The organism is Actinophytocola sp., from assembly GCF_049647105.1.
In the GTDB taxonomy this organism is placed as follows: domain Bacteria; phylum Actinomycetota; class Actinomycetes; order Mycobacteriales; family Pseudonocardiaceae; genus Actinophytocola.
In genome coordinates this window covers 1-17,346 of sequence record NZ_JBARWZ010000283.1, presented here as the reverse complement: position 1 = coordinate 17,346, position 17,346 = coordinate 1, and the positions used below count along the sequence as shown (strand labels likewise).

General features: G+C 69.0%; 25 protein-coding genes and 1 tRNA gene. 19 read left to right on the top strand and 7 right to left on the bottom strand.

Annotated features, from left to right (window positions below; all coding sequences use genetic code 11):
* Nucleotides 1-40: 40 nt before the first annotated feature.
* Together WBA97_RS33695 and WBA97_RS33690 are read right to left on the bottom strand one after the other, a co-directional pair.
* Nucleotides 41-604, bottom strand: coding sequence for an isochorismatase family protein (locus WBA97_RS33695; protein WP_424235033.1), 564 nt, complete (start codon nucleotides 602-604; stop codon nucleotides 41-43).
* A complete protein-coding gene (locus tag WBA97_RS33690) occupies nucleotides 601-1,884 on the bottom strand; it encodes a nicotinate phosphoribosyltransferase (RefSeq protein ID WP_424235032.1) in 1,284 nt (427 codons plus the stop codon). Before WBA97_RS33690 ends, WBA97_RS33695 begins: the two co-directional genes overlap by 4 nt.
* A gap of 46 nt (nucleotides 1,885-1,930) precedes the next feature.
* Between WBA97_RS33690 and clpS the strand changes: the two genes are divergently transcribed.
* The 16 genes from clpS to rdgB all read left to right on the top strand — a co-directional run bounded on the left by clpS (nucleotide 1,931) and on the right by rdgB (nucleotide 13,030).
* Nucleotides 1,931-2,218 carry an ATP-dependent Clp protease adapter ClpS gene (gene clpS, locus WBA97_RS33685; RefSeq protein WP_424235031.1) on the top strand — a complete coding sequence of 96 codons (288 nt, stop codon included), beginning with the start codon at nucleotides 1,931-1,933 and terminating at the stop codon, nucleotides 2,216-2,218.
* The gene (locus WBA97_RS33680; RefSeq protein WP_424235030.1) at nucleotides 2,215-2,790 is read left to right on the top strand and encodes a DUF2017 domain-containing protein; all 576 of its coding nucleotides are present in this window, start codon (nucleotides 2,215-2,217) and stop codon (nucleotides 2,788-2,790) included. The genes clpS and WBA97_RS33680 overlap by 4 nt, the downstream gene beginning before the upstream one ends.
* Entirely contained in the window at nucleotides 2,783-3,805 is a 1,023-nt protein-coding gene (locus WBA97_RS33675) for a P1 family peptidase (protein ID WP_424235029.1), read from the top strand. Before WBA97_RS33680 ends, WBA97_RS33675 begins: the two co-directional genes overlap by 8 nt.
* Before the next feature lie 10 nt (nucleotides 3,806-3,815).
* Complete coding sequence (locus WBA97_RS33670; RefSeq protein ID WP_424235028.1) at nucleotides 3,816-4,268, top strand: Mov34/MPN/PAD-1 family protein; 453 nt, start codon at nucleotides 3,816-3,818, stop codon at nucleotides 4,266-4,268.
* A gap of 24 nt (nucleotides 4,269-4,292) precedes the next feature.
* Entirely contained in the window at nucleotides 4,293-4,565 is a 273-nt protein-coding gene (locus WBA97_RS33665) for a MoaD/ThiS family protein (RefSeq protein WP_424235027.1), read from the top strand.
* A 1-nt stretch (nucleotide 4,566) separates the two neighbouring features.
* Nucleotides 4,567-5,517 carry a PLP-dependent cysteine synthase family protein gene (locus WBA97_RS33660; RefSeq protein WP_424235026.1) on the top strand — a complete coding sequence of 317 codons (951 nt, stop codon included), beginning with the start codon at nucleotides 4,567-4,569 and terminating at the stop codon, nucleotides 5,515-5,517.
* Nucleotides 5,518-5,728: 211 nt separating this feature from the next.
* Nucleotides 5,729-6,217 (top strand): hypothetical protein, encoded by a 489-nt coding sequence (locus WBA97_RS33655; protein WP_424235025.1) that lies wholly within the window; start codon nucleotides 5,729-5,731, stop codon nucleotides 6,215-6,217.
* A gap of 11 nt (nucleotides 6,218-6,228) precedes the next feature.
* The gene (locus WBA97_RS33650; RefSeq protein ID WP_424235024.1) at nucleotides 6,229-6,840 is read left to right on the top strand and encodes a hypothetical protein; all 612 of its coding nucleotides are present in this window, start codon (nucleotides 6,229-6,231) and stop codon (nucleotides 6,838-6,840) included.
* Nucleotides 6,841-6,908: 68 nt separating this feature from the next.
* Nucleotides 6,909-7,382 (top strand): SRPBCC family protein, encoded by a 474-nt coding sequence (locus WBA97_RS33645; protein ID WP_424235023.1) that lies wholly within the window; start codon nucleotides 6,909-6,911, stop codon nucleotides 7,380-7,382.
* Nucleotides 7,379-8,089 carry an aspartate/glutamate racemase family protein gene (locus WBA97_RS33640; protein WP_424235022.1) on the top strand — a complete coding sequence of 237 codons (711 nt, stop codon included), beginning with the start codon at nucleotides 7,379-7,381 and terminating at the stop codon, nucleotides 8,087-8,089. The genes WBA97_RS33645 and WBA97_RS33640 overlap by 4 nt, the downstream gene beginning before the upstream one ends.
* Before the next feature lie 42 nt (nucleotides 8,090-8,131).
* Entirely contained in the window at nucleotides 8,132-8,788 is a 657-nt protein-coding gene (locus tag WBA97_RS33635) for a rhomboid family intramembrane serine protease (RefSeq protein ID WP_424235021.1), read from the top strand.
* Entirely contained in the window at nucleotides 8,716-9,534 is an 819-nt protein-coding gene (murI, locus tag WBA97_RS33630) for a glutamate racemase (RefSeq protein ID WP_424235045.1), read from the top strand. The genes WBA97_RS33635 and murI overlap by 73 nt, the downstream gene beginning before the upstream one ends.
* Before the next feature lie 181 nt (nucleotides 9,535-9,715).
* Nucleotides 9,716-10,486 carry an MBL fold metallo-hydrolase gene (locus WBA97_RS33625; protein ID WP_424235044.1) on the top strand — a complete coding sequence of 257 codons (771 nt, stop codon included), beginning with the start codon at nucleotides 9,716-9,718 and terminating at the stop codon, nucleotides 10,484-10,486.
* 223 nt (nucleotides 10,487-10,709) lie between these two features.
* Nucleotides 10,710-11,330, top strand: coding sequence for a TetR/AcrR family transcriptional regulator (locus WBA97_RS33620; RefSeq protein WP_424235020.1), 621 nt, complete (start codon nucleotides 10,710-10,712; stop codon nucleotides 11,328-11,330).
* A gap of 327 nt (nucleotides 11,331-11,657) precedes the next feature.
* Nucleotides 11,658-12,422 carry a ribonuclease PH gene (gene rph, locus WBA97_RS33615; RefSeq protein ID WP_424235019.1) on the top strand — a complete coding sequence of 255 codons (765 nt, stop codon included), beginning with the start codon at nucleotides 11,658-11,660 and terminating at the stop codon, nucleotides 12,420-12,422.
* Nucleotides 12,419-13,030, top strand: a complete 612-nt coding sequence (gene rdgB, locus WBA97_RS33610) for an RdgB/HAM1 family non-canonical purine NTP pyrophosphatase (RefSeq protein ID WP_424235018.1) — start codon at nucleotides 12,419-12,421, stop codon at nucleotides 13,028-13,030. Before rph ends, rdgB begins: the two co-directional genes overlap by 4 nt.
* 233 nt (nucleotides 13,031-13,263) lie before the next feature.
* On the opposite strand, the gene WBA97_RS33605 is transcribed toward rdgB, so the two are convergent.
* The 4 genes from WBA97_RS33605 to WBA97_RS33590 form a co-directional block, all read right to left on the bottom strand.
* Nucleotides 13,264-13,995 (bottom strand): hypothetical protein, encoded by a 732-nt coding sequence (locus WBA97_RS33605; protein WP_424235017.1) that lies wholly within the window; start codon nucleotides 13,993-13,995, stop codon nucleotides 13,264-13,266.
* A 328-nt stretch (nucleotides 13,996-14,323) separates the two neighbouring features.
* Nucleotides 14,324-14,791 (bottom strand): thioredoxin-dependent thiol peroxidase, encoded by a 468-nt coding sequence (gene bcp, locus WBA97_RS33600; RefSeq protein ID WP_424235016.1) that lies wholly within the window; start codon nucleotides 14,789-14,791, stop codon nucleotides 14,324-14,326.
* A 33-nt stretch (nucleotides 14,792-14,824) separates the two neighbouring features.
* The gene (locus WBA97_RS33595; protein ID WP_424235015.1) at nucleotides 14,825-15,364 is read right to left on the bottom strand and encodes a hypothetical protein; all 540 of its coding nucleotides are present in this window, start codon (nucleotides 15,362-15,364) and stop codon (nucleotides 14,825-14,827) included.
* A 144-nt stretch (nucleotides 15,365-15,508) separates the two neighbouring features.
* Nucleotides 15,509-15,682, bottom strand: coding sequence for a hypothetical protein (locus tag WBA97_RS33590; RefSeq protein WP_424235014.1), 174 nt, complete (start codon nucleotides 15,680-15,682; stop codon nucleotides 15,509-15,511).
* Nucleotides 15,683-15,873: 191 nt separating this feature from the next.
* On the opposite strand from WBA97_RS33590, the gene WBA97_RS33585 reads away from it, so the two are divergent.
* Nucleotides 15,874-15,947, top strand: a tRNA-Leu gene (locus WBA97_RS33585).
* 258 nt (nucleotides 15,948-16,205) lie between these two features.
* Nucleotides 16,206-16,370, top strand: a complete 165-nt coding sequence (locus WBA97_RS33580; RefSeq protein WP_424235013.1) for a hypothetical protein — start codon at nucleotides 16,206-16,208, stop codon at nucleotides 16,368-16,370.
* A gap of 31 nt (nucleotides 16,371-16,401) precedes the next feature.
* Here WBA97_RS33580 and WBA97_RS33575 read toward each other — a convergent pair whose 3' ends face one another.
* A complete protein-coding gene (locus tag WBA97_RS33575) occupies nucleotides 16,402-16,569 on the bottom strand; it encodes a hypothetical protein (RefSeq protein WP_424235012.1) in 168 nt (55 codons plus the stop codon).
* 145 nt (nucleotides 16,570-16,714) lie between these two features.
* On the opposite strand from WBA97_RS33575, the gene WBA97_RS33570 reads away from it, so the two are divergent.
* Nucleotides 16,715-17,254, top strand: a complete 540-nt coding sequence (locus tag WBA97_RS33570) for a tyrosine-type recombinase/integrase (protein WP_424235011.1) — start codon at nucleotides 16,715-16,717, stop codon at nucleotides 17,252-17,254.
* Nucleotides 17,255-17,346 lie beyond the last annotated feature (92 nt).

Sequence of the window (17,346 nt, the reverse complement as noted above, 5' to 3'; positions counted from 1 at the left end):
CGGGCCACTCATTTGCCGCGCAGGGAAGTGGTCAGGCAGGTCAGCCGACGCGAGGCGTGCCGGTGAGCGTCACGCCAGCGTCGCGGAGGCGCGCGAGCGCGGAGTCCACCGTGGCCGCGGCGACCCCGGCCGTCAGGTCCAGCAGCACCCGTGTCCGGAACCCGGCCTCGGCCGCGTCCAGCGCGGTCGCCCGTACACAGTGGTCGGTCGCGATGCCGACCACGTCCACATCGGACACGTCGTGCGCGCGCAGCCAGTCGGCGAGCGTCGTGCCGTCCGGTGCGGCGCCCTCGAACCCGGAGTACGCCGCGGCGTACTCGCCCTTGGAGAACACCGCCTGGAGGCCGCCGACGTCGAGCGACGGGTGGAACGACGCCCCCGGCGTACCGGCCCGGCAGTGCACCGGCCACGTGTCGACGAAGTCCGGGGTCTCGGAGAAGTGCGCACCGGGATCGATGTGGTAGTCGCGCGTCGCGACCACGTGCGAGTACGACCCGTACAGCGCGGAGACCTCCGCCGCGACCGCCGCCCCACCCGCCACCGCGAGCGAACCGCCCTCGCAGAAGTCGTTCTGCACGTCAACGACAATGAGCGCGGTCATCACTTCTCCACGTAGACGGTCGGGATCGCGGGCTCGCCCTGCGACAGTTTCAGTCCTTCCCACGGGAGGCTGACCAGCCCGTCGCGGACGCGTTGCCTGCTCTGTTCAAGACTGGGCGGCTCACCCGCCGGTTGTCCACCCCGCAGCAGCGGCACCTGCAGCTGCCGGTCGTGCGGCCCTTCCTCGAGGGTCGCGCCGACCACGTACACGACCTCCTCGAGCGCGGTCCCGGTCGGCTTGTGCCTGCGAAGCGCGGCCTTACGCCCGGCCTTGGACTCCTTGTGCGAGCTGCGTTTCGCGACCGGCCGCCCGTCCACCTCGACCAGTTTGTAGACCATCCCGGCGGTCGGCGAGCCGGACCCCGTCACCAGCGACGTGCCGACGCCGTAGGCGTCCACCGGCTCGGCACGCAGCGCCGCGATCGCGTACTCGTCGAGGTCGCCAGAAACCACGATCCGGGTGTTCTTGGCGCCCAGCGAGTCGAGCTGCTGGCGGGCCTGCCTGGCCAGCACGCCAACGTCACCCGAGTCGATGCGGATCGCGCCGAGGCCGGGACCCGCCACCTCGATGGCGGTCTCGATCCCGGCGGTGATGTCGTAGGTGTCCACCAGCAGCGTCGTGTCCGTGCCCAGCGCCTCGACCTGCGCGGTGAACGCGGCGTGCTCGCTGTCGTGCAGCAGCGTGAACGCGTGCGCGCACGTGCCCGCCGTCGGGATGCCGTACCGGCGCTTCGCCTCCAGGTTGGAGGTCGTCGCGAAGCCCGCCAGGTACGCGGCCCGCGCCGAGGCGACCGCCGCCTCCTCGTGGGTGCGCCGCCCGCCCATCTCGATGATCGGCCGTCCGTTCGCGGCGCTCACCATCCGCGCGGCCGCCGACACGATCGCGCTGTCGTGGTTGAGGATCGACAGGACCAGCGTCTCCAGCACGACCGCCTCCGCGAACGTGCCGCGCACGGTGAACAGCGGCGACCCCGGGAAGTACAGCTCGCCCTCGGCGTAGCCGTCGACGTCGCCGGTGAACCGGTAGCCCGCGAGCCAGTCCAGTGTGGCCTGGTCGACGACGCCGGACAGCTGCGCCAGCTCGGCCTCGCCGAACGTGAACCTGCTGATGGCCTCCACCACGCGGCCGGTGCCACCGACCACGCCGTAGCGCCGTCCGCCCGGCAGCCTGCGTGCGAACGTCTCGAACACGCAGCTCCGGTCGGCCGTGCCGTCGGCGAGCGCGGCGGCGAGCATGGTCAGCTCGTAGTGGTCGGTGAGCAACGCGGTGCTGGTACCGGTCATGACCGGTGAGCCTAGACATGCCACCATTGGTTTTATGTCGGTTTCCATGTCGACACCCGTCGAGCGGGTCGAACCGGTAGCGGCCGAGTTCACGGCCGAGGACAAGCCTTGGCAGACCATCGTGTGGAACGACCCCGTGAACCTGATGTCGTACGTGACGTACGTGTTCCAGAAGTTGTTCGGCTACTCCCGTGAGCAGGCGACGAAACTCATGCTTGACGTGCACCACAAGGGCAGAGCGATCGTGTCCTCCGGCGCCAAGGAGAAAGTGGAGGGCGACGTCGCGAAGCTGCACGCGGCCGGCCTCTGGGCGACCATGCAGCACGAGTCGTGATCCCCTGGGAGCGGGCGGGCGACACCGTCACCACCAAGATCGACCGTCAGGAAGCCGCGGTGCTGCGCGGCATGGTCGGCCAGCTCGACGAGATGCTGAAGGCCAGGCAGGACGAGGCCCCGCAGGACGAGCTGGCCGAGCTCACCGGCATCCGCACCGGCCCGACGACCGCGCCTGACGACCCGATCCTGTCCCGCCTGCTGCCGGACTTCCACCGCCTCGACGAGGACTTCGCCGAGGCCGCGACGAAGCAGGACCGGGACTCGGCCGCCGCGCTGCGGTCGCTGCACGAGCCGGAGCTGCTGGATCTGAAGACCGGCGTCGCCGGTGTGGTGCTCGACACGTGTCCGGCCGGTGGCGGTCTGGTCACGCTCTCGCCGGAGCAGGCCGACGCGTGGCTGTCCGCGCTCAACGACGTCCGGCTGGCGCTCGGGATCACGCTCGGCGTGACCGAGGACATGCCGGACCAGCTGCCCGACGACGACCCGCGCGCCCCGCACCTCGGCGTCTACCACTGGCTGACCTGGATGCAGGAGAGCCTGGTCGCCGCGCTCACCGGCAGCGATGAATAACACCATCACCGACGTCGCCGGGGTGCTCGTCGGGCACCACCAGCGGATCGGTGATGGCTGGGCGACCGGCACCACGGTCGTGCTCCTGCCCCCCGGCACCACCGGCGCGGTCGACGGCCGGGGCGGCGCGCCGGGCACCCGCGAGACCGACCTGCTGGTGCCGGAGAACCTGGTCCAGCAGGTCGACGCCGTGTGCCTGTCCGGCGGGTCCGCGTACGGGCTCGCGGCCGCCGACGGCGTGATGCGCTGGCTGTCCGAGCGCAACCTCGGCCTCCGGGTCGGTGCAGGGGAACACGAGGTCGTGCCGATCGTGCCTGGTGCGGTGCTGTTCGACCTGCCGAGGAGCGACTGGGGCAACCGGCCCGACGCGTCCTTCGGGTACGCCGCGTGCGAGAACGCGGCCGTCGAGTTCCCGGCCGGCACCGTCGGCGCGGGCACCGGCGCCAAGGTCGGGCAGCTCAAGGGCGGAATCGGCACCGCGTCGGCGGAGGTCGACGGGTTCACCGTCGGCGCGCTGGCCGCCGTGAACGCGGCGGGCTCGGCCGTCGACCTGGCGACGGGCGTGCCGTACGCGGCCGACCACGAGGTCGCGGGCGAGTTCGGGGTGGTGTGGCCCGACGCGCCCGGCGTGCTGCCGGACTCGGCACCCACCGACCTGAACACCACGATCGGCGTGGTCGCCGTGGACGCGGACCTCACCAAGACCGAGTGCCGCCGTCTCGCGGTCGCCGCGCAGGACGGCCTGGCCCGCGCGGTCCGCCCCGCACACACGATGTTCGACGGGGACACCGTGTTCGCGGTCGCCACCAGGGCCCGCGAGCTGGTGGCGGCCGACGCGCCGTTCGGGCCGGTCGCACGGGCCGCCGCGCTGGACCGCCTGTGCACCGCGGTGGCGGAGGTGTTCGCGCGGGCCATGGTGCACGGCGTGCTGGCGGCCACGTCGCTGGCCGGCCTGCCCGCGTACCGCGACGTGTGGCCCGTCTCAGCAGATGAGAGCTCGACGTCCGGCCAGTAGGATCAGGTGCGTGCTTCGGATACGCCGTGACCTGGTGGACGCGATCATCGCGCACGCTCGTCGGGACCACCCGGACGAGGCCTGCGGCGTCGTCGCCGGGCCTGAGGGGTCGGACCGGCCGGAGCGCTTCATCCCCATGCTGAACGCGGCGCGCTCGCCGACGTTCTACGAGTTCGACTCGGCCGACCTGCTCAAGCTGTACCGGGAGATGGACGCGAACGACGAGGTGCCGGTGGTGGTCTACCACTCGCACACCGCGACCGAGGCGTACCCGTCGCGGACCGACGTGTCGTACGCGTCCGAACCTGACGCCCACTACGTGCTGGTCTCCACCCGCGACACCGACACCGACGAGTTCCGCTCGTACCGGATCGTCGATGGCGAGATCACCGAGGAGCCGGTCGAGGTCGTGCCCGGTCACACCGAGGAATACCCATCGCCGACACAGGCGTTTTCCGAGTAAGTCCCCTTGCAAGCGGAGGTTCACATGGCGGTCACCGTCTCCATCCCGACGATTCTGCGCACCCACACCGGTGGTGAGAAGACGGTCGAGGCGAACGGCACCACGGTGGCCGAGGTGATCGACAACCTCGACGCCAACCACGGCGGCATCAAGGGCCGCCTGGTCAAGGAGGGCTCGCTGCACCGCTTCGTGAACATCTACGTCAACGACGAGGACGTGCGGTTCTCGGGTGGTCTGGAGGCGGCCGTCTCCGACGGCGACAACGTGACCATCCTGCCCGCCGTCGCGGGCGGCTGAGTTGGCCCGCTACGACTCCCTGCTCGACACGCTCGGCGACACGCCGCTGGTCGGACTGCCTCGGCTGTCACCGGGCGACGGCGTCCGCCTGTGGGCGAAGCTCGAGGACCGCAACCCGACCGGGTCCGTGAAGGACCGGGTCGCGTTGCGGATGATCGAGAAGGCGGAGGAGGACGGGACCCTGCGTCCCGGCGCCACGATCCTCGAGCCGACGTCGGGCAACACCGGCATCTCGCTCGCCATGGCCGCGAAGCTCAAGGGCTACGGCCTGGTGTGCGTGATGCCGGAGAACACCTCCGAGGAGCGGCGGCAGCTGCTGCAGGCCTACGGCGCGCGGATCGTGAACTCGCCTGCGGCGGGCGGCTCGAACGAGGCCGTCCGGCGGGCGAAGGAGCTCGCGAAGAAGAACCCGGACTGGATCATGCTGTACCAGTACGGGAACCCGAACAACGCGGGCGCGCACTACCACGGCACGGGCCCGGAGATCCTGCGCGACCTGCCTTCCGTCACGCACTTCGTGGCCGGTCTCGGCACCACGGGCACGCTGGTCGGTGCCGGGCGCTACCTGCGTGAACACAAGCCGGACGTGCAGATCATCGCGGCCGAGCCGCGCTACGGCGAGCTGGTCTACGGCCTGCGCAACCTCGACGAGGGCTTCGTGCCGGAGCTGTACGACCCCGAGGTGCTGACCAGCCGGTACTCGGTGGGTTCCTACGACGCGCTGCGCAGGACTCGAGAGCTGCTGGAGAACGAGGGCATCTTCGCTGGCATCTCCACGGGCGCGATCCTGCACGCCGCGCTCGCGGCGGCCGACAAGGCCGTGCGGGCGGGCACGCCGGCGGACGTGGTCTTCATCGTCGCCGACGGTGGTTGGAAGTACCTGTCCACGGGTGCCTACAGCGGCTCGGTCGACGAGGCCGCCGCCCGCCTTGACGGGCACCTCTGGGCGTGACTATGCGGCATCGCCGCATGTCCGAACCCCTACGAACGTCGTAGGCCGATTCGGGGACCCTGCCGAAATTGCCAAACTTCGCCGTCGACCAGCCGTGACTCCAATTATAACAACGTTACAAATTCGTCCTTTGTCTTTGTTGGTGTTGTTTTTGTTGGGAAGTTCCTCCTAGGGTCCGAAGTCGTCACATTCGGTAACGGAGGAGTTGCGGATGACGAGGAGGACGATCGGCCGAGTGCTCGTCGCGCTGGCGGGCGTGGGCGTGCTGACGCTCGCGGTTGCCGCGCCAACGGCGACGGCGGCACCCGTGGCCACGGGAGAAAAGGCCACGCACTGCACGCTGGACGTACGCACGGGTGCACAACAGTGCTACGCCACCTACGAGGAAGCCATCACCGGCAAGCAGCGGGCCGGGGACATCATCCAGGGCACCGTCTTCGACGGGCTCGACTACGGCGGCGACTCGCTGACCGTCTACGGCGCCGAGCTGTGCGAGAAGGACGGTGTGATCAACTTCCAGCTCGACCTCGGGGACGACTGGAAGCACCGGATCTCGTCCGTGCAGCCGTGGGGCAACTGCTGGCTCTGGCTCTACCCGGAACCCGGCCTCGGCGGTGACCGGGACGGCCCGTTCGACGAGAACACCCCGAACGTCGGGTCGTTCATGGACAACCGCACGCAGTCCATCGGGTTCAGCTGAGGAGGCAGACCATGCTGAGGAAGATCATCACCACCGCGGCCGCGGCACTGCTCGCGACCGGCGCGCTCGTGCTCACCGCCCCCGGCGCGTCGGCTAAGGAGACGCCGACGGCGCGCGAGCTGCTCGACAAGTGCGACAACGGCACGGACCTGTGCGTGTTCCACCCGGCCGGTCCGCCGGAGGAGTACACCGGCGGCGGGCACCAGGTCGGCGAGGCGGCCTACAACTGCACGCCGGACCTGCAGCGCAGCACCGTGAACTGGTCCGACACCACGACCGAGTCGAACAGCTTCGGGGTGTCGCTGTCGGCCGAGGTCGGCTTCTCCGAGGTGTTCAAGGTGTCGATCGAGACCTCCTACCAGCACACGTGGGAGTCCTCGCACACCGAGGGCCAGGCGACGAACGTGGACGTCCGGCCCAACGAGAAGGGCTGGGTCGAACGCGCGCCCAAGATGCAGAAGGTCAACGGGCAGTACGAGATGCACTTCCCGGACCCCTTCTACGGCCACTACATCTGGTACCTGGACTTCACCGCGGACGGCCCGATGCCGGGCTCGACCGGTGACATCACCCAGAAGACCGCGCCGATGACCGACCAGGAGAAGGCGGAGCACTGCGGGTGACACCGCCGCGCTTCACCGCCTGTGGGCGCCCGGGAAGCCGGGCGCCCACAGGCATAACATTCGTCGGCGTGAGCCAGGTCATCGAGGTCATGCGCGAGGCACAGGTCCCGGCCGGGACCGGCGACGTGTGGACGGTCGTGTCGGATGCCGAACGTGCAGGGGACTGGTTCGACTTCGCCGACCGCACCGAGGTCCCCTCCGGCGGTGAGACCGGGGTCGGCCAGCTGCGTACCCAGCACGGGCACTGGGGCCACCGCCGGTCAGAGGTCGACCAGGAGATCACCGAGTGCGTCCACGGCAAGGTGCTGGCCTGGCAGCACGTCGCGGAGCGGATCGACGGCAAACCCGCGCCGAAGTTCGCCGCCCGCACCGAGTTCCGCATCGAGCTGGACGGCGACGCCGCGGTGACGACGGTCCGGCTGCGGTCCCTGCGGACGCCTGCGGGCCCGCTCAAGGGCTGGCTCATGAAACGCATGGGCACCAAGGACATCGAGCGCAACATGGACCGCTCGCTCGTGCGGCTCACCGGGCTCCTGTCATGAAGGTCATCGGCCTGCTCGGCGGCATGAGCTGGGAGTCGAGCATCGAGTACTACCGATACGTGAACGAGCGCGTCCGCGACCGGCTCGGCGGGCTGCACTCCGCGCACTGTGTCATGTACTCCGTCGACTTCGCGGAGATCGAGCGGATGCAGTCCGCCGGCGAGTGGGACGAGGCGGGTGACCGGCTCGCCGAGGCCGCCGCCGGACTCGCACTGGCGGGTGCGGACTTCGTGGTGCTGTGCACGAACACCATGCACAAGGTCGCGGACCGGATCACGGTCCTGCCGCTCCTGCACCTCGGCGACGCCACGGCCGCCGCCGTCACGCGGACGGGCGTCCGGCGGATCGCGCTGCTGGGCACCGCCTTCACGATGGAAGAGGACTTCTACCGCGACCGCCTCGCCACCCACGGCCTCGACGTCCTCGTGCCCGACGAGGACGACCGCGCCGAGGTGCACCGGGTCATCTACGAGGAGCTCGTCGTCGGCGTCGTGCGTGAGGAGTCGCGGCAGGCCTACCGCGACGTGATCGAACGCCTCGTCGACCGCGGCGCGGAAGGCGTCATCCTGGGCTGCACGGAAATCGAACTGCTCGTCGGCCAGGCCGACAGCCCGGTCCCGGTCTTCCCGACCACGCGCCTGCACGCGGAGCTCGCGGCGGACTACGCCATGGGACTGTCCGTGATACCAGGGATTTCTCAGGGTTGAAACCGGACGCGGGAACCGAAAATCCCACGTAGCCTCGGTCAGGTGAGCACCTTGCCCGCCCCGGCGCAGCCCAAGAACCCGGTGAACCGCATTCTGCCGCCCAACCCGCTGGCGGCGCTGATCACGATCGGCTCCTTCACCGCGCTGCTGTACGTCATCGAGATCGTCGACGCGGCCATGCGCGGCAGGCTCGACCAGTTCGGCATCCAGCCACGCTCCCTTGGCGGCCTCGACGGCATCCTGTGGGCGCCGCTGCTGCACCACGGCTGGGGGCACCTGGTCGCCAACACACTGCCGGTGCTGATCTTCGGCTTCCTCGCGATGTCCAACGGCATCGGGCAGTGGGTCGCTGTGACGCTCACCATCTGGCTGTTCAGCGGCCTCGGCGTGTGGCTCATCGGCGCGGAGGGCACCACCATCGGCGCGTCCGGCCTCACGTTCGGCTGGCTCTCGTTCCTGCTGGTCCGCGGCATGTTCAACCGCGCGTTCGGGCAGATACTGGTGGCCGTGATCCTGTTCCTTTACTGGGGCAGCACCCTGCTCGGCGTGCTGCCTGGCGACCCGGGGGTGTCGTGGCAGGCGCACCTGTTCGGCGCGATCGGCGGCATACTCGCGGCGTGGCTGGTATCCATGGCGAACAGGTCGGCGCGCGGAACGACGGGCCCATCGGCATCTTCGACTCCGGCGTCGGCGGCCTGACGGTCGCACGCGCCATCGCGGACCAGCTGCCCGCCGAGCGGCTCCGGTACGTCGGCGACACCGCACACAGCCCGTACGGGCCGCTGCCGGTCGCGGAGGTACGCCGCCATGCCCTTTCGGTGGCGGACGACCTGGTCGCCAGCGGGGTGAAACTGCTGGTCATCGCGTGCAACACGGCGTCGGCCGCGTGCCTTCCCGACGCACGGGAGCGGTATGACATCCCGGTGGTCGAGGTCGTCGTCCCGGCCGTCCGGCGCGCGGTGGCGACCACCCACAACCGCCGCGTCGGGGTGATCGGCACCGTGGGCACGATCCGGTCCCGCGCCTACGACGACGCGTTCGGCGCCGTCCCCGACCTCACGGTCACCAGCGCCGCCTGCCCCCGCTTCGTCGACTTCGTGGAGCGCGGCATCACGTCCGGCAGGCAGGTGCTGGGACTCGCGCAGGCCTACCTCGAACCGTTGCAGCAGGCGGACGTGGACACCGTGGTGCTCGGGTGCACGCACTACCCGCTGCTCACCGGCGTCCTGCAGATCGTGATGGGCCCGGACGTGACGCTCGTGTCCAGCGCGGAAGAGACGGCCAAGGACGTCGTCCGTGTGCTGACCGAACTGGACATGTTCGCCGAACCGGGCACCGAGCCCCGCCACGAGCTGGCCGCGACCGGCAAGCCCGAGTCGTTCGCCCGGCTGGCCCGACGGTTCCTCGGTCCCGATCTTGGTGCTTTCGCGGTCGCCCGTGTGTGAGAGGACGCGCGAATAGGGCATGGCGGCGCCCGCCGCGCCGAGGCGGCCCCTGGCGGCACCGCGCAGGCATCGAAGTACGGTCCAGTACGACGACGCCTGCGCGGCACCGCCAGGAACCACCTCGATCACGACGGGCATCCACCGACCCCATTCGCGCGCCCTCTAAGGAAAGCTGTTGACCGTGCTGTTGACCGTGCTCGGCTGCTCCGGCAGCGCCCCAGGTCCCCAAGCGCCGTCGTCCGGTTACCTGCTCGAGGCCGACGGGTTCGCGCTCGTCGTCGAGCTGGGCAACGGCACCCTCGCCGAACTGCAGGCCGTCCGCGACCCGTTCACGCTGGGCGGACTCGTGTTCTCGCACCTGCATCCGGACCACTGCGCGGACTTCTCCGCACTGACCGTCTGGCGTCGCTGGCACCCGTCCCCGCCGTGCGATCCGCACACCGCCCGGCTCGCGGTACACGCGCCGAAGGAGGCGCCGACCCGCTTCGCCGCCGCGTACGCCACGGACCGGGCGGAACGCGAGACCGAGATCCTCACCGACACCTACGACTTCCACCCGCTCGCCCCCGGCGAGCGCGAGATCGGCCCGTTCTCGGTGACCACGGCCGAGGTCGCCCACCCGTGCGACGCGTACGGCTTCCGTTTCACACACCGTGGCGCGACGCTCGCCTACACCGGTGACACGGGCGTGTGCGACAACATGGACGAGCTGGCGGCCGGCGTGGACGTCCTGCTTGGCGAGGCGTCGTGGACCCACGGCTCCCACCATCCGGCAGGTGTGCACATGTCCGGTGTGGAGCTGGGGGAGCTGGCGACCCGCGCGAAGGTGGGCCGCCTGCTGATCACCCACGTCGCTCCGTGGACCGACCCCAATGCCGTCCTGGCCGAGGCTCGGTCGGCCTATACGGGGCCGGTCGAGCTGGTTGGCAAGGGTGCCAGGTACGACATCTGAGGTTGTCCACAGGAGGCTTCCGGCCCGGCCGTTTCTGTCGGTGCCGCCGTCTACGCTGGATTTCGGGGGGCCGCGGCCGTGGGCAACCCATCACAGACGGTCGTCGCTGTGCGCCATCCGGCTGGTCCAGCGTGTTAATGATCTTGGCGGCGGCAATTGCCAGGTAGACTTCGCTGCGGTCCGCAGGGCGCGGGCCAGGGGAGGGACGACCCGAAGGAACGCCGTGTCCCAGGTCGCCGAGCGGAAACCGGTCCGCCGTCAGCTCGACAAGTTCGCCGTGCGCCGAGCGCAGCTCGCCAACTCCGCGCTCCGTACCCTCTCGAAGCTGGGCTACGCGGGCACCAGCCTCCGGGACATCGCGGAGAACTCCGAGTTCTCCCACGGCGTCCTGCACTACTACTTCCGCGACAAGGTCGACCTGATCACCTACTGCGTGCGCCAGTACAAGGCCGCCTCCGTGGCCCGCTACGACGAGGTCGTCGAGATCTCCACCACCGCGGATGGCCTGCGGGAACGGTGGATCGGCGCGATGGTCACCACGTTACGCAAGGACGCACCCATGCATCGCCTCTGGTACGACCTGCGCAACCAGAGCATGTTCTCCGAGTCCTTCCGCGAGGACGTCCGCGCGATCGACTCGAGCCTGGAGCGGATGATCGGCCGGATCTTCACCCACTACGCCGAGCTTGCCGGCCTACGGTTCGCGGTGTCGGCCCAGCTGGCCTACGCCCTGGTGGACGGCGTGTTCCAGAACGCGCTGCTTGGGCACCTGTCCGGGGACGAGCGCGCGACCACCGACCTGCCCGAGCAACTCGGGTTCATCCTCGACCGCGTGACGGTGTGACGGCCTGCGCAGTCCAAGCCAGCACAGCAGCCCCACCGGGATGATCAGCCAGCACGACAGCAGCCGGTAGACCAGCACGGTCGTGATGCTCGGCAGCTTGCCCCGCAGGTAGAACACGGCGACCATCAGAACCAGCACCACCGCGGCGGCCTTCAATGTGCCGGCCAGGACCGGGTGTCTGTGCTTGCTCTTAGCCGGTTCGTCCCCCTCGGACATGGCCGCCTCCGATTTCAACCTATGTTGAATGGTCCTCCGGGCCGACCGCGCGGTCAATCGGAACAGGAGGCCGAACGGGGTAACGTCGGCCACAGTGCATAGGCTTCCCACGTGGCACGTAGCGATGGCAGGAACGACGACCAGCTCAGGGACATCAAGCTCACCCGTGGATTTCAGATCTGGCCGGCCGGCTCGGTGCTGGTCGAGTTCGGCAAGACCCGGGTGCTGTGCGCGGCGAGCGTGACCGAGGGTGTGCCGCGCTGGCGCAAGGGCTCCGGTCTCGGCTGGGTCACCGCGGAGTACGCGATGCTGCCGTCCGCGACCAACACCCGTGGTGACCGCGAGTCCATCAAGGGCCGGGTCGGCGGCCGCACCCACGAGATCAGCCGCCTCATCGGCCGCTCGCTGCGGGCGTGCATCGACCTGGCCGCGCTGGGCGAGAACACGATCGTGATCGACTGCGACGTCATCCAGGCCGACGGCGGCACCCGCACCGCCGCCATCACCGGCGGCTACGTCGCGCTGGCCGACGCCATCACGTGGCTCGGCGCCGCGGGCCGCCTCGCCGACCCGCAGCCACTGTCGTGCGCGGTACAGGCGATCAGTGTCGGGGTGGTCGACGGCCGCGTGCGCCTCGACCTGCCCTACGAGGAGGACGCGCGTGCGGAGGTCGACATGAACGTCGTCGCCACCGACGCGGGCACGATCATCGAGGTGCAGGGCACCGGCGAGGGCGCCACATTCACCCGCTCCACGCTCGACCGCATGCTCGACCTGGCGCTCGCGGGCTGCGCGGAGATCCACGCGCTGCAGACCGCGATCCTGGCCGAGCCCTACCCGGGCGAACTGCCGACTCCGAAGGCGATCAAGTCATGACCACCCAGCTCCTCGTCGCGTCCCGCAACGCCAAGAAGCTCCAGGAGATGCGGCGCATCATCGAGCGGGCGGGCATCGAGGGCGTCGCGGTCGTCGGCCTCGACGAGGTCCCGCCGTTCGACGAGGCCCCGGAGACCGGCGCGACGTTCGAGGACAACGCCGTCGCCAAGGCCCGCGACGCGGCCGCCGCGACCGGGCTCCCGACGGTGGCCGACGACTCCGGCATCGCGGTCGACGCGCTGAACGGCATGCCGGGCGTGCTGTCCGCGCGGTGGGCCGGCAGCGCCCGCTCCGACCAGGCGAACCTCGAGCTGGTGCTGGAGCAGCTGGCCGACGTGCCGGACGAGCGCCTGCGTGCCCAGTTCGTGTGTGCGACCGCGCTTGTGCTCACCAACGGTACGGAGATCGTCGTGCGCGGCGTCTGGCCCGGCACGATCGTGCGCAAACCCCGCGGCACCAACGGTTTCGGCTACGACCCGATCTTCGTGCCGGAGGGCGAGACCCGGACCTCGGCGGAGCTGCTGACCGACGAGAAGGACGCGATCTCACACCGCGGCCGCGCGCTGTCCCTGCTGCTCCCACACCTGCGCAGCCTCGGCGACCGTTAGTGCCCCGTCCAGGCGGATACGGCACTATTCTCGATAGCCCCGCCGCCCGCTGGCCGCTGGCCGCGTTGCCGAAAGGCCCAAGTACAACCCGGTACGAGGACCTTCCGGCGCCTTGCCAGCGAACACCGGGATCCGTCGATAATCACCCCAATCCACCTGGACGGGGCACCAGCGGATTCTCGTCGACAGGAGCGCGCTGACGTCCCGCCATGCCCGCGGCGTGGATCCAGTCGTCACGCGCCGGGCAGCCTGCCCACGAGCACGCTCGCGGCGGCCGTCACCGAGTCGGCGCACGTCCGCCTCCCGGACCCCAGCGGGTGCTCGGTCAGCAGGATCACGACGTACCGCCAGCCCGCGCCGACCAGCCCGGTGCTGTGGAGCACCATCGTGTGGTCGTTGTTGCCCCAGCCCTGTTTGATCGCCCACTGGATGTCGAGCCCGTCGGGGATCCCGAAGTACTGGTCGAACTCGTCGGCCGCGTGCTGGGGCGCCTGCGCGAGCGCGTCCACGACGAGCGTGCGGTCCCCGGGCGGCATCTGGTTCAGGATGTACTGGTACACCAGAACCAGGTCGTTCGCGGTGATCTTGACCTCGCCCCATCGACCGGACATCTCCGGCGCCTCGGTGTGCTGCAGGCCGATCAGCTTCACGACCCTCGGCACGAGGTTCGGCCCCAGCTTCACCCAGAACGAGCTGGCGATGTCGTCGTCGCTCAGCGACAGCATCCGCACTAGCCGGTCCCGCTCGGTCTCGCTCGCGCCGTGGTCCAGCGCGTCGATCGCGATCATCAGCTTGACGAGCGACGCGGACCGGAACTGCCGGTCGGCGTTGACCGACAGCGGTTTCCCGCCACCCACCCGGTCGAACACGACCGCCCCCAGCGTCGTGTTCGGCTCCACCTGCCTGGCCGCCGCCTCCATGGCCGCCGGGTCGATCCCCTGTGCACCGGCCGGAGCCGGTTGCACCGGGGGCTGCGTAGTCGTCGGCGGTGGTGGCGTAGTCGTCCGCGGTGACGGCAGCGGCACGGCGGACGGTGCGGGTGCCGGCGCCGCCAGGATCACGTGCTCACCAACGGACGCGGACGGGCGCGCGCCGCAACCGCTGCCGACCGCCACGGCCAGGGCAGCGAGGAACGCAATGCGGCAAACAGCATTGTTGAGCATGCCGTGAATACGCCGCCTGGTTCGGCAAAGTTGACCTGATCGAGCGACAACTTTTCGCCCGGCTGTGGCGTACGCACACGGAATACGTCAGGTTGCCCGCGGTCCTGCTTTTTGATTGCGCGCCGGGTAATCAGACTTTCAGGTCCCGCCTCAACTTCGCCACGTGCCCGGTCGCGCGCACGTTGTACATCGCCTTTTCGATCTTCCCGTCGGGGCCGACCACGAAGGTGGAGCGAATCACACCCATGATCTTGCGCCCGTAGTTCAGCTTCTCGCCGAACGCGCCCCAGGCGGTGAGCACCTCGCGGTTCTCGTCCGACAGCAGCGGGAAGGTGAGGCCCTCGTCGGCGACGAACTTGGCGAGCTTCGCCTGTTTGTCCGGCGAGATGCCCAGCACCGCGAACCCGGCGTCGTTCAGCTCGGCCAGGTTGTCGCGGAAGTCGCATGCCTGCTTGGTGCAGCCCGGTGTGCCCGCGCTGGGGTAGAAGTAGACGACGACGTGCTTGCCGAGGTAGTCGGACAGCGACACCTGGTCGCCGCCCGCGTCGGGCAGCGTGAAGGCGGGGGCGGCGTCGCCCTCCGCGAGTCGGTTGCTCATGGCGGGGACGTTATCCGGTGGCACCGACAACCGTCAGACCTTGCCGTCGAAGATGGGGATGGCGCTGGTGGCGGACGAGGCCGGCCGGACCGCGACCCGCACCGTGCACGGCGCGCTTGGCACCCCGAACGCGACCGCGACCCGCAGGTTCTCGCTGGGCCGCACCTCGTCGATGGCCCCGACGACACCGGTGTAACCCTGCGTCGAGTCGATGACCTGGTCGGTCGCGACCCCGTCCGCCGTGGCGACGAACGACAGCTGCGCGGGCCGGTAGACCGTGTCGCTCCTGTTGTCGATCACCAGCTCGAACGCCACGGCCCGAGCAGCCCTCGGGTACGCGGTGTCGGTGGGCGTGAACGAGGTGGGCGCCGACACCGCAAGAGTGATCCCCTCACCGAGTGACCGGACAAGCCCACCCGACGCGAGATCGGACCGCTCGGCGGCGGCCGTCGGTGCGGGGGTGCGCAGCGACTGGCGCACGCTGTCGGAGTCGTTGTCGGCCGCGTGTCCAGCGCCGCAGGCCGTCAGCACCAGCAGAACGCATGCCGCGACCGCAAGTCTGACCACTGGCACGGAGGAGGCCCCTTCCCGGGGGAGGTTGTACGTCTGAATGCACTATGCCGGTGCGGCAGGCGGTGCAGGAGCCAAATGCCGGACCAGTTGTAGTGCCGTGGCCGAGCTGTGACCAGAGCGGCACCGCGAGTGATGGAGGCCACGTCAGGCGGCAAGGGCGAAGAACAGGACGAAGACGGCAACCGTGACAAGAAACGCGGCGATGAGCCACCCGAAGTCACGCCAGGGGGAGATGGCCTTGTTGTCCTCGCCGGGCACGTAAACGCCGCGCTCCTCGAACCGATCGACGAGGCGCACGAACACGTGCGGAACGCGCATGCCGGACCTCCACCTGCTGTTGAGAAGATGGTGTCACGCGCCCGGCCCGCTGGCGTAGCAGGGCTACAGACGGGCAGTGTCGATCTGGCGCACACGACTGGTCACTGTCCGTGAGATCGCAGCTGGAGAAGCTCCGGGTGGCGTTGATTTGCCATCCCCACGCCCGGCTACCCTGTAGCCGCACCACCCAGGGGGCCGTAGCCCAACAGGCAGAGGCACTGGATTTAGGTTCCAGCCAGTGAGGGTTCGACTCCCTTCGGCCCCACCGCCTCTCACCAGCTAGAACGGTCCGAACAAGATCGAAAAACTTGATCATTGGGTGCGGCTTTGGGTGCGAGTACACTCAGAGTCATGGCTGGTGCACGCTCTGACGGCCGCCTACGTGGCCGCATCGAGGAACGCGGTAGCTCGCTCCGCGTAGTCGTCTATGCCGGAGTCGATCCGGTGACGAGCAAGCGCGTCTACCTGCGGGAGAACGTCAAGGGAACAGACAAGGCCGCCTACAAGCCGCGCCGAGAAGGTCATGAACCGCCTTCTGATGAAGGTGGAGGACCAGCGTTCCCCCACGTCGTCCGTGACGCTGGCGTACGCGGTAGACGAGTGGCTGCGTACGAGCGAGGTAGAGGACAGCACCCGCGACGGGTACGTGAACTACATCAACCGCTACATAAAGCCCGACCCTCGGTGAACAGTCCGTGCGAAAGATCGACGCGCACGCGCTAGAGAGCTTCTACACGGAACTCCGCCGCTGCCGAATCCGCTGCGACGGCAAACCGTTCATCGAGAAGCACAAGACGGACGACGAACACGACTGCGCCGAGCTGAAATGCGATCCACGAGTGCAAGCCGCTGGCAAAGTCAACGGTTCGGCAGATCCATTCGGTCATCAGCGGCACGCTGGCAGCCGCAGAACGCTGGGGCTGGATCAACACCAATCCCGCGCGCGTAGCGCGTCGTCCACGGCCGAAGCCACCAGAGCCAGACCCACCCACGCCAGACGAGGCCGCCAAGCTGGCGGAAGAGGCATTCAAGATGGACGACGACTGGGGCACGCTCGTCTGGCTGGTGATGACCACAGGCGTCCGCCGAGGCGAACTCTGCGGCCTACGCTTCTCCCGAATCGACTTCGACGAAGGCGTGATCGACCTCCGCAAGAACTGGGTCAACGGCAAAGAAAAGGACACGAAGACTCACCAAAACCGCCGAATAGCCCTCGATACGGAAACCCTCGTCCTGCTTAAAGAACGGCGAGACCGCGTGAAGAATCGTGTAGAAACGCTTGGGCGTGAGTTCTCCGATGACATGTTTGTGTTCAGTAGTACAAAGACGCCCGATCACTCCGCACCCTACCCCCCGAATGCCGTGACCCAGCGGTACAAAGACATGGCTGCCCGGGTCGAGGTAAAGACGCACCTTCACGCGTTGCGTCATTACTCGGCAACCGAACTGCTATCTGCTGGTGTTGATATCCGTACGGTTGCTGGTGGGCTCGGTCACGGCGGCGGCGGTGCCACGACGCTGCGTGTGTACGCAGCATGCAGGGGAACGTCAAAGTCTGTGATCTTGGTGTGAAGTCCGGTGTGGACGCGCTCGGTGTGTCGTCCGGACATGGGTGATGGCCTCCGCCCTGGGATGATCAAGGTTCCTACGCCGCGATCGTCACA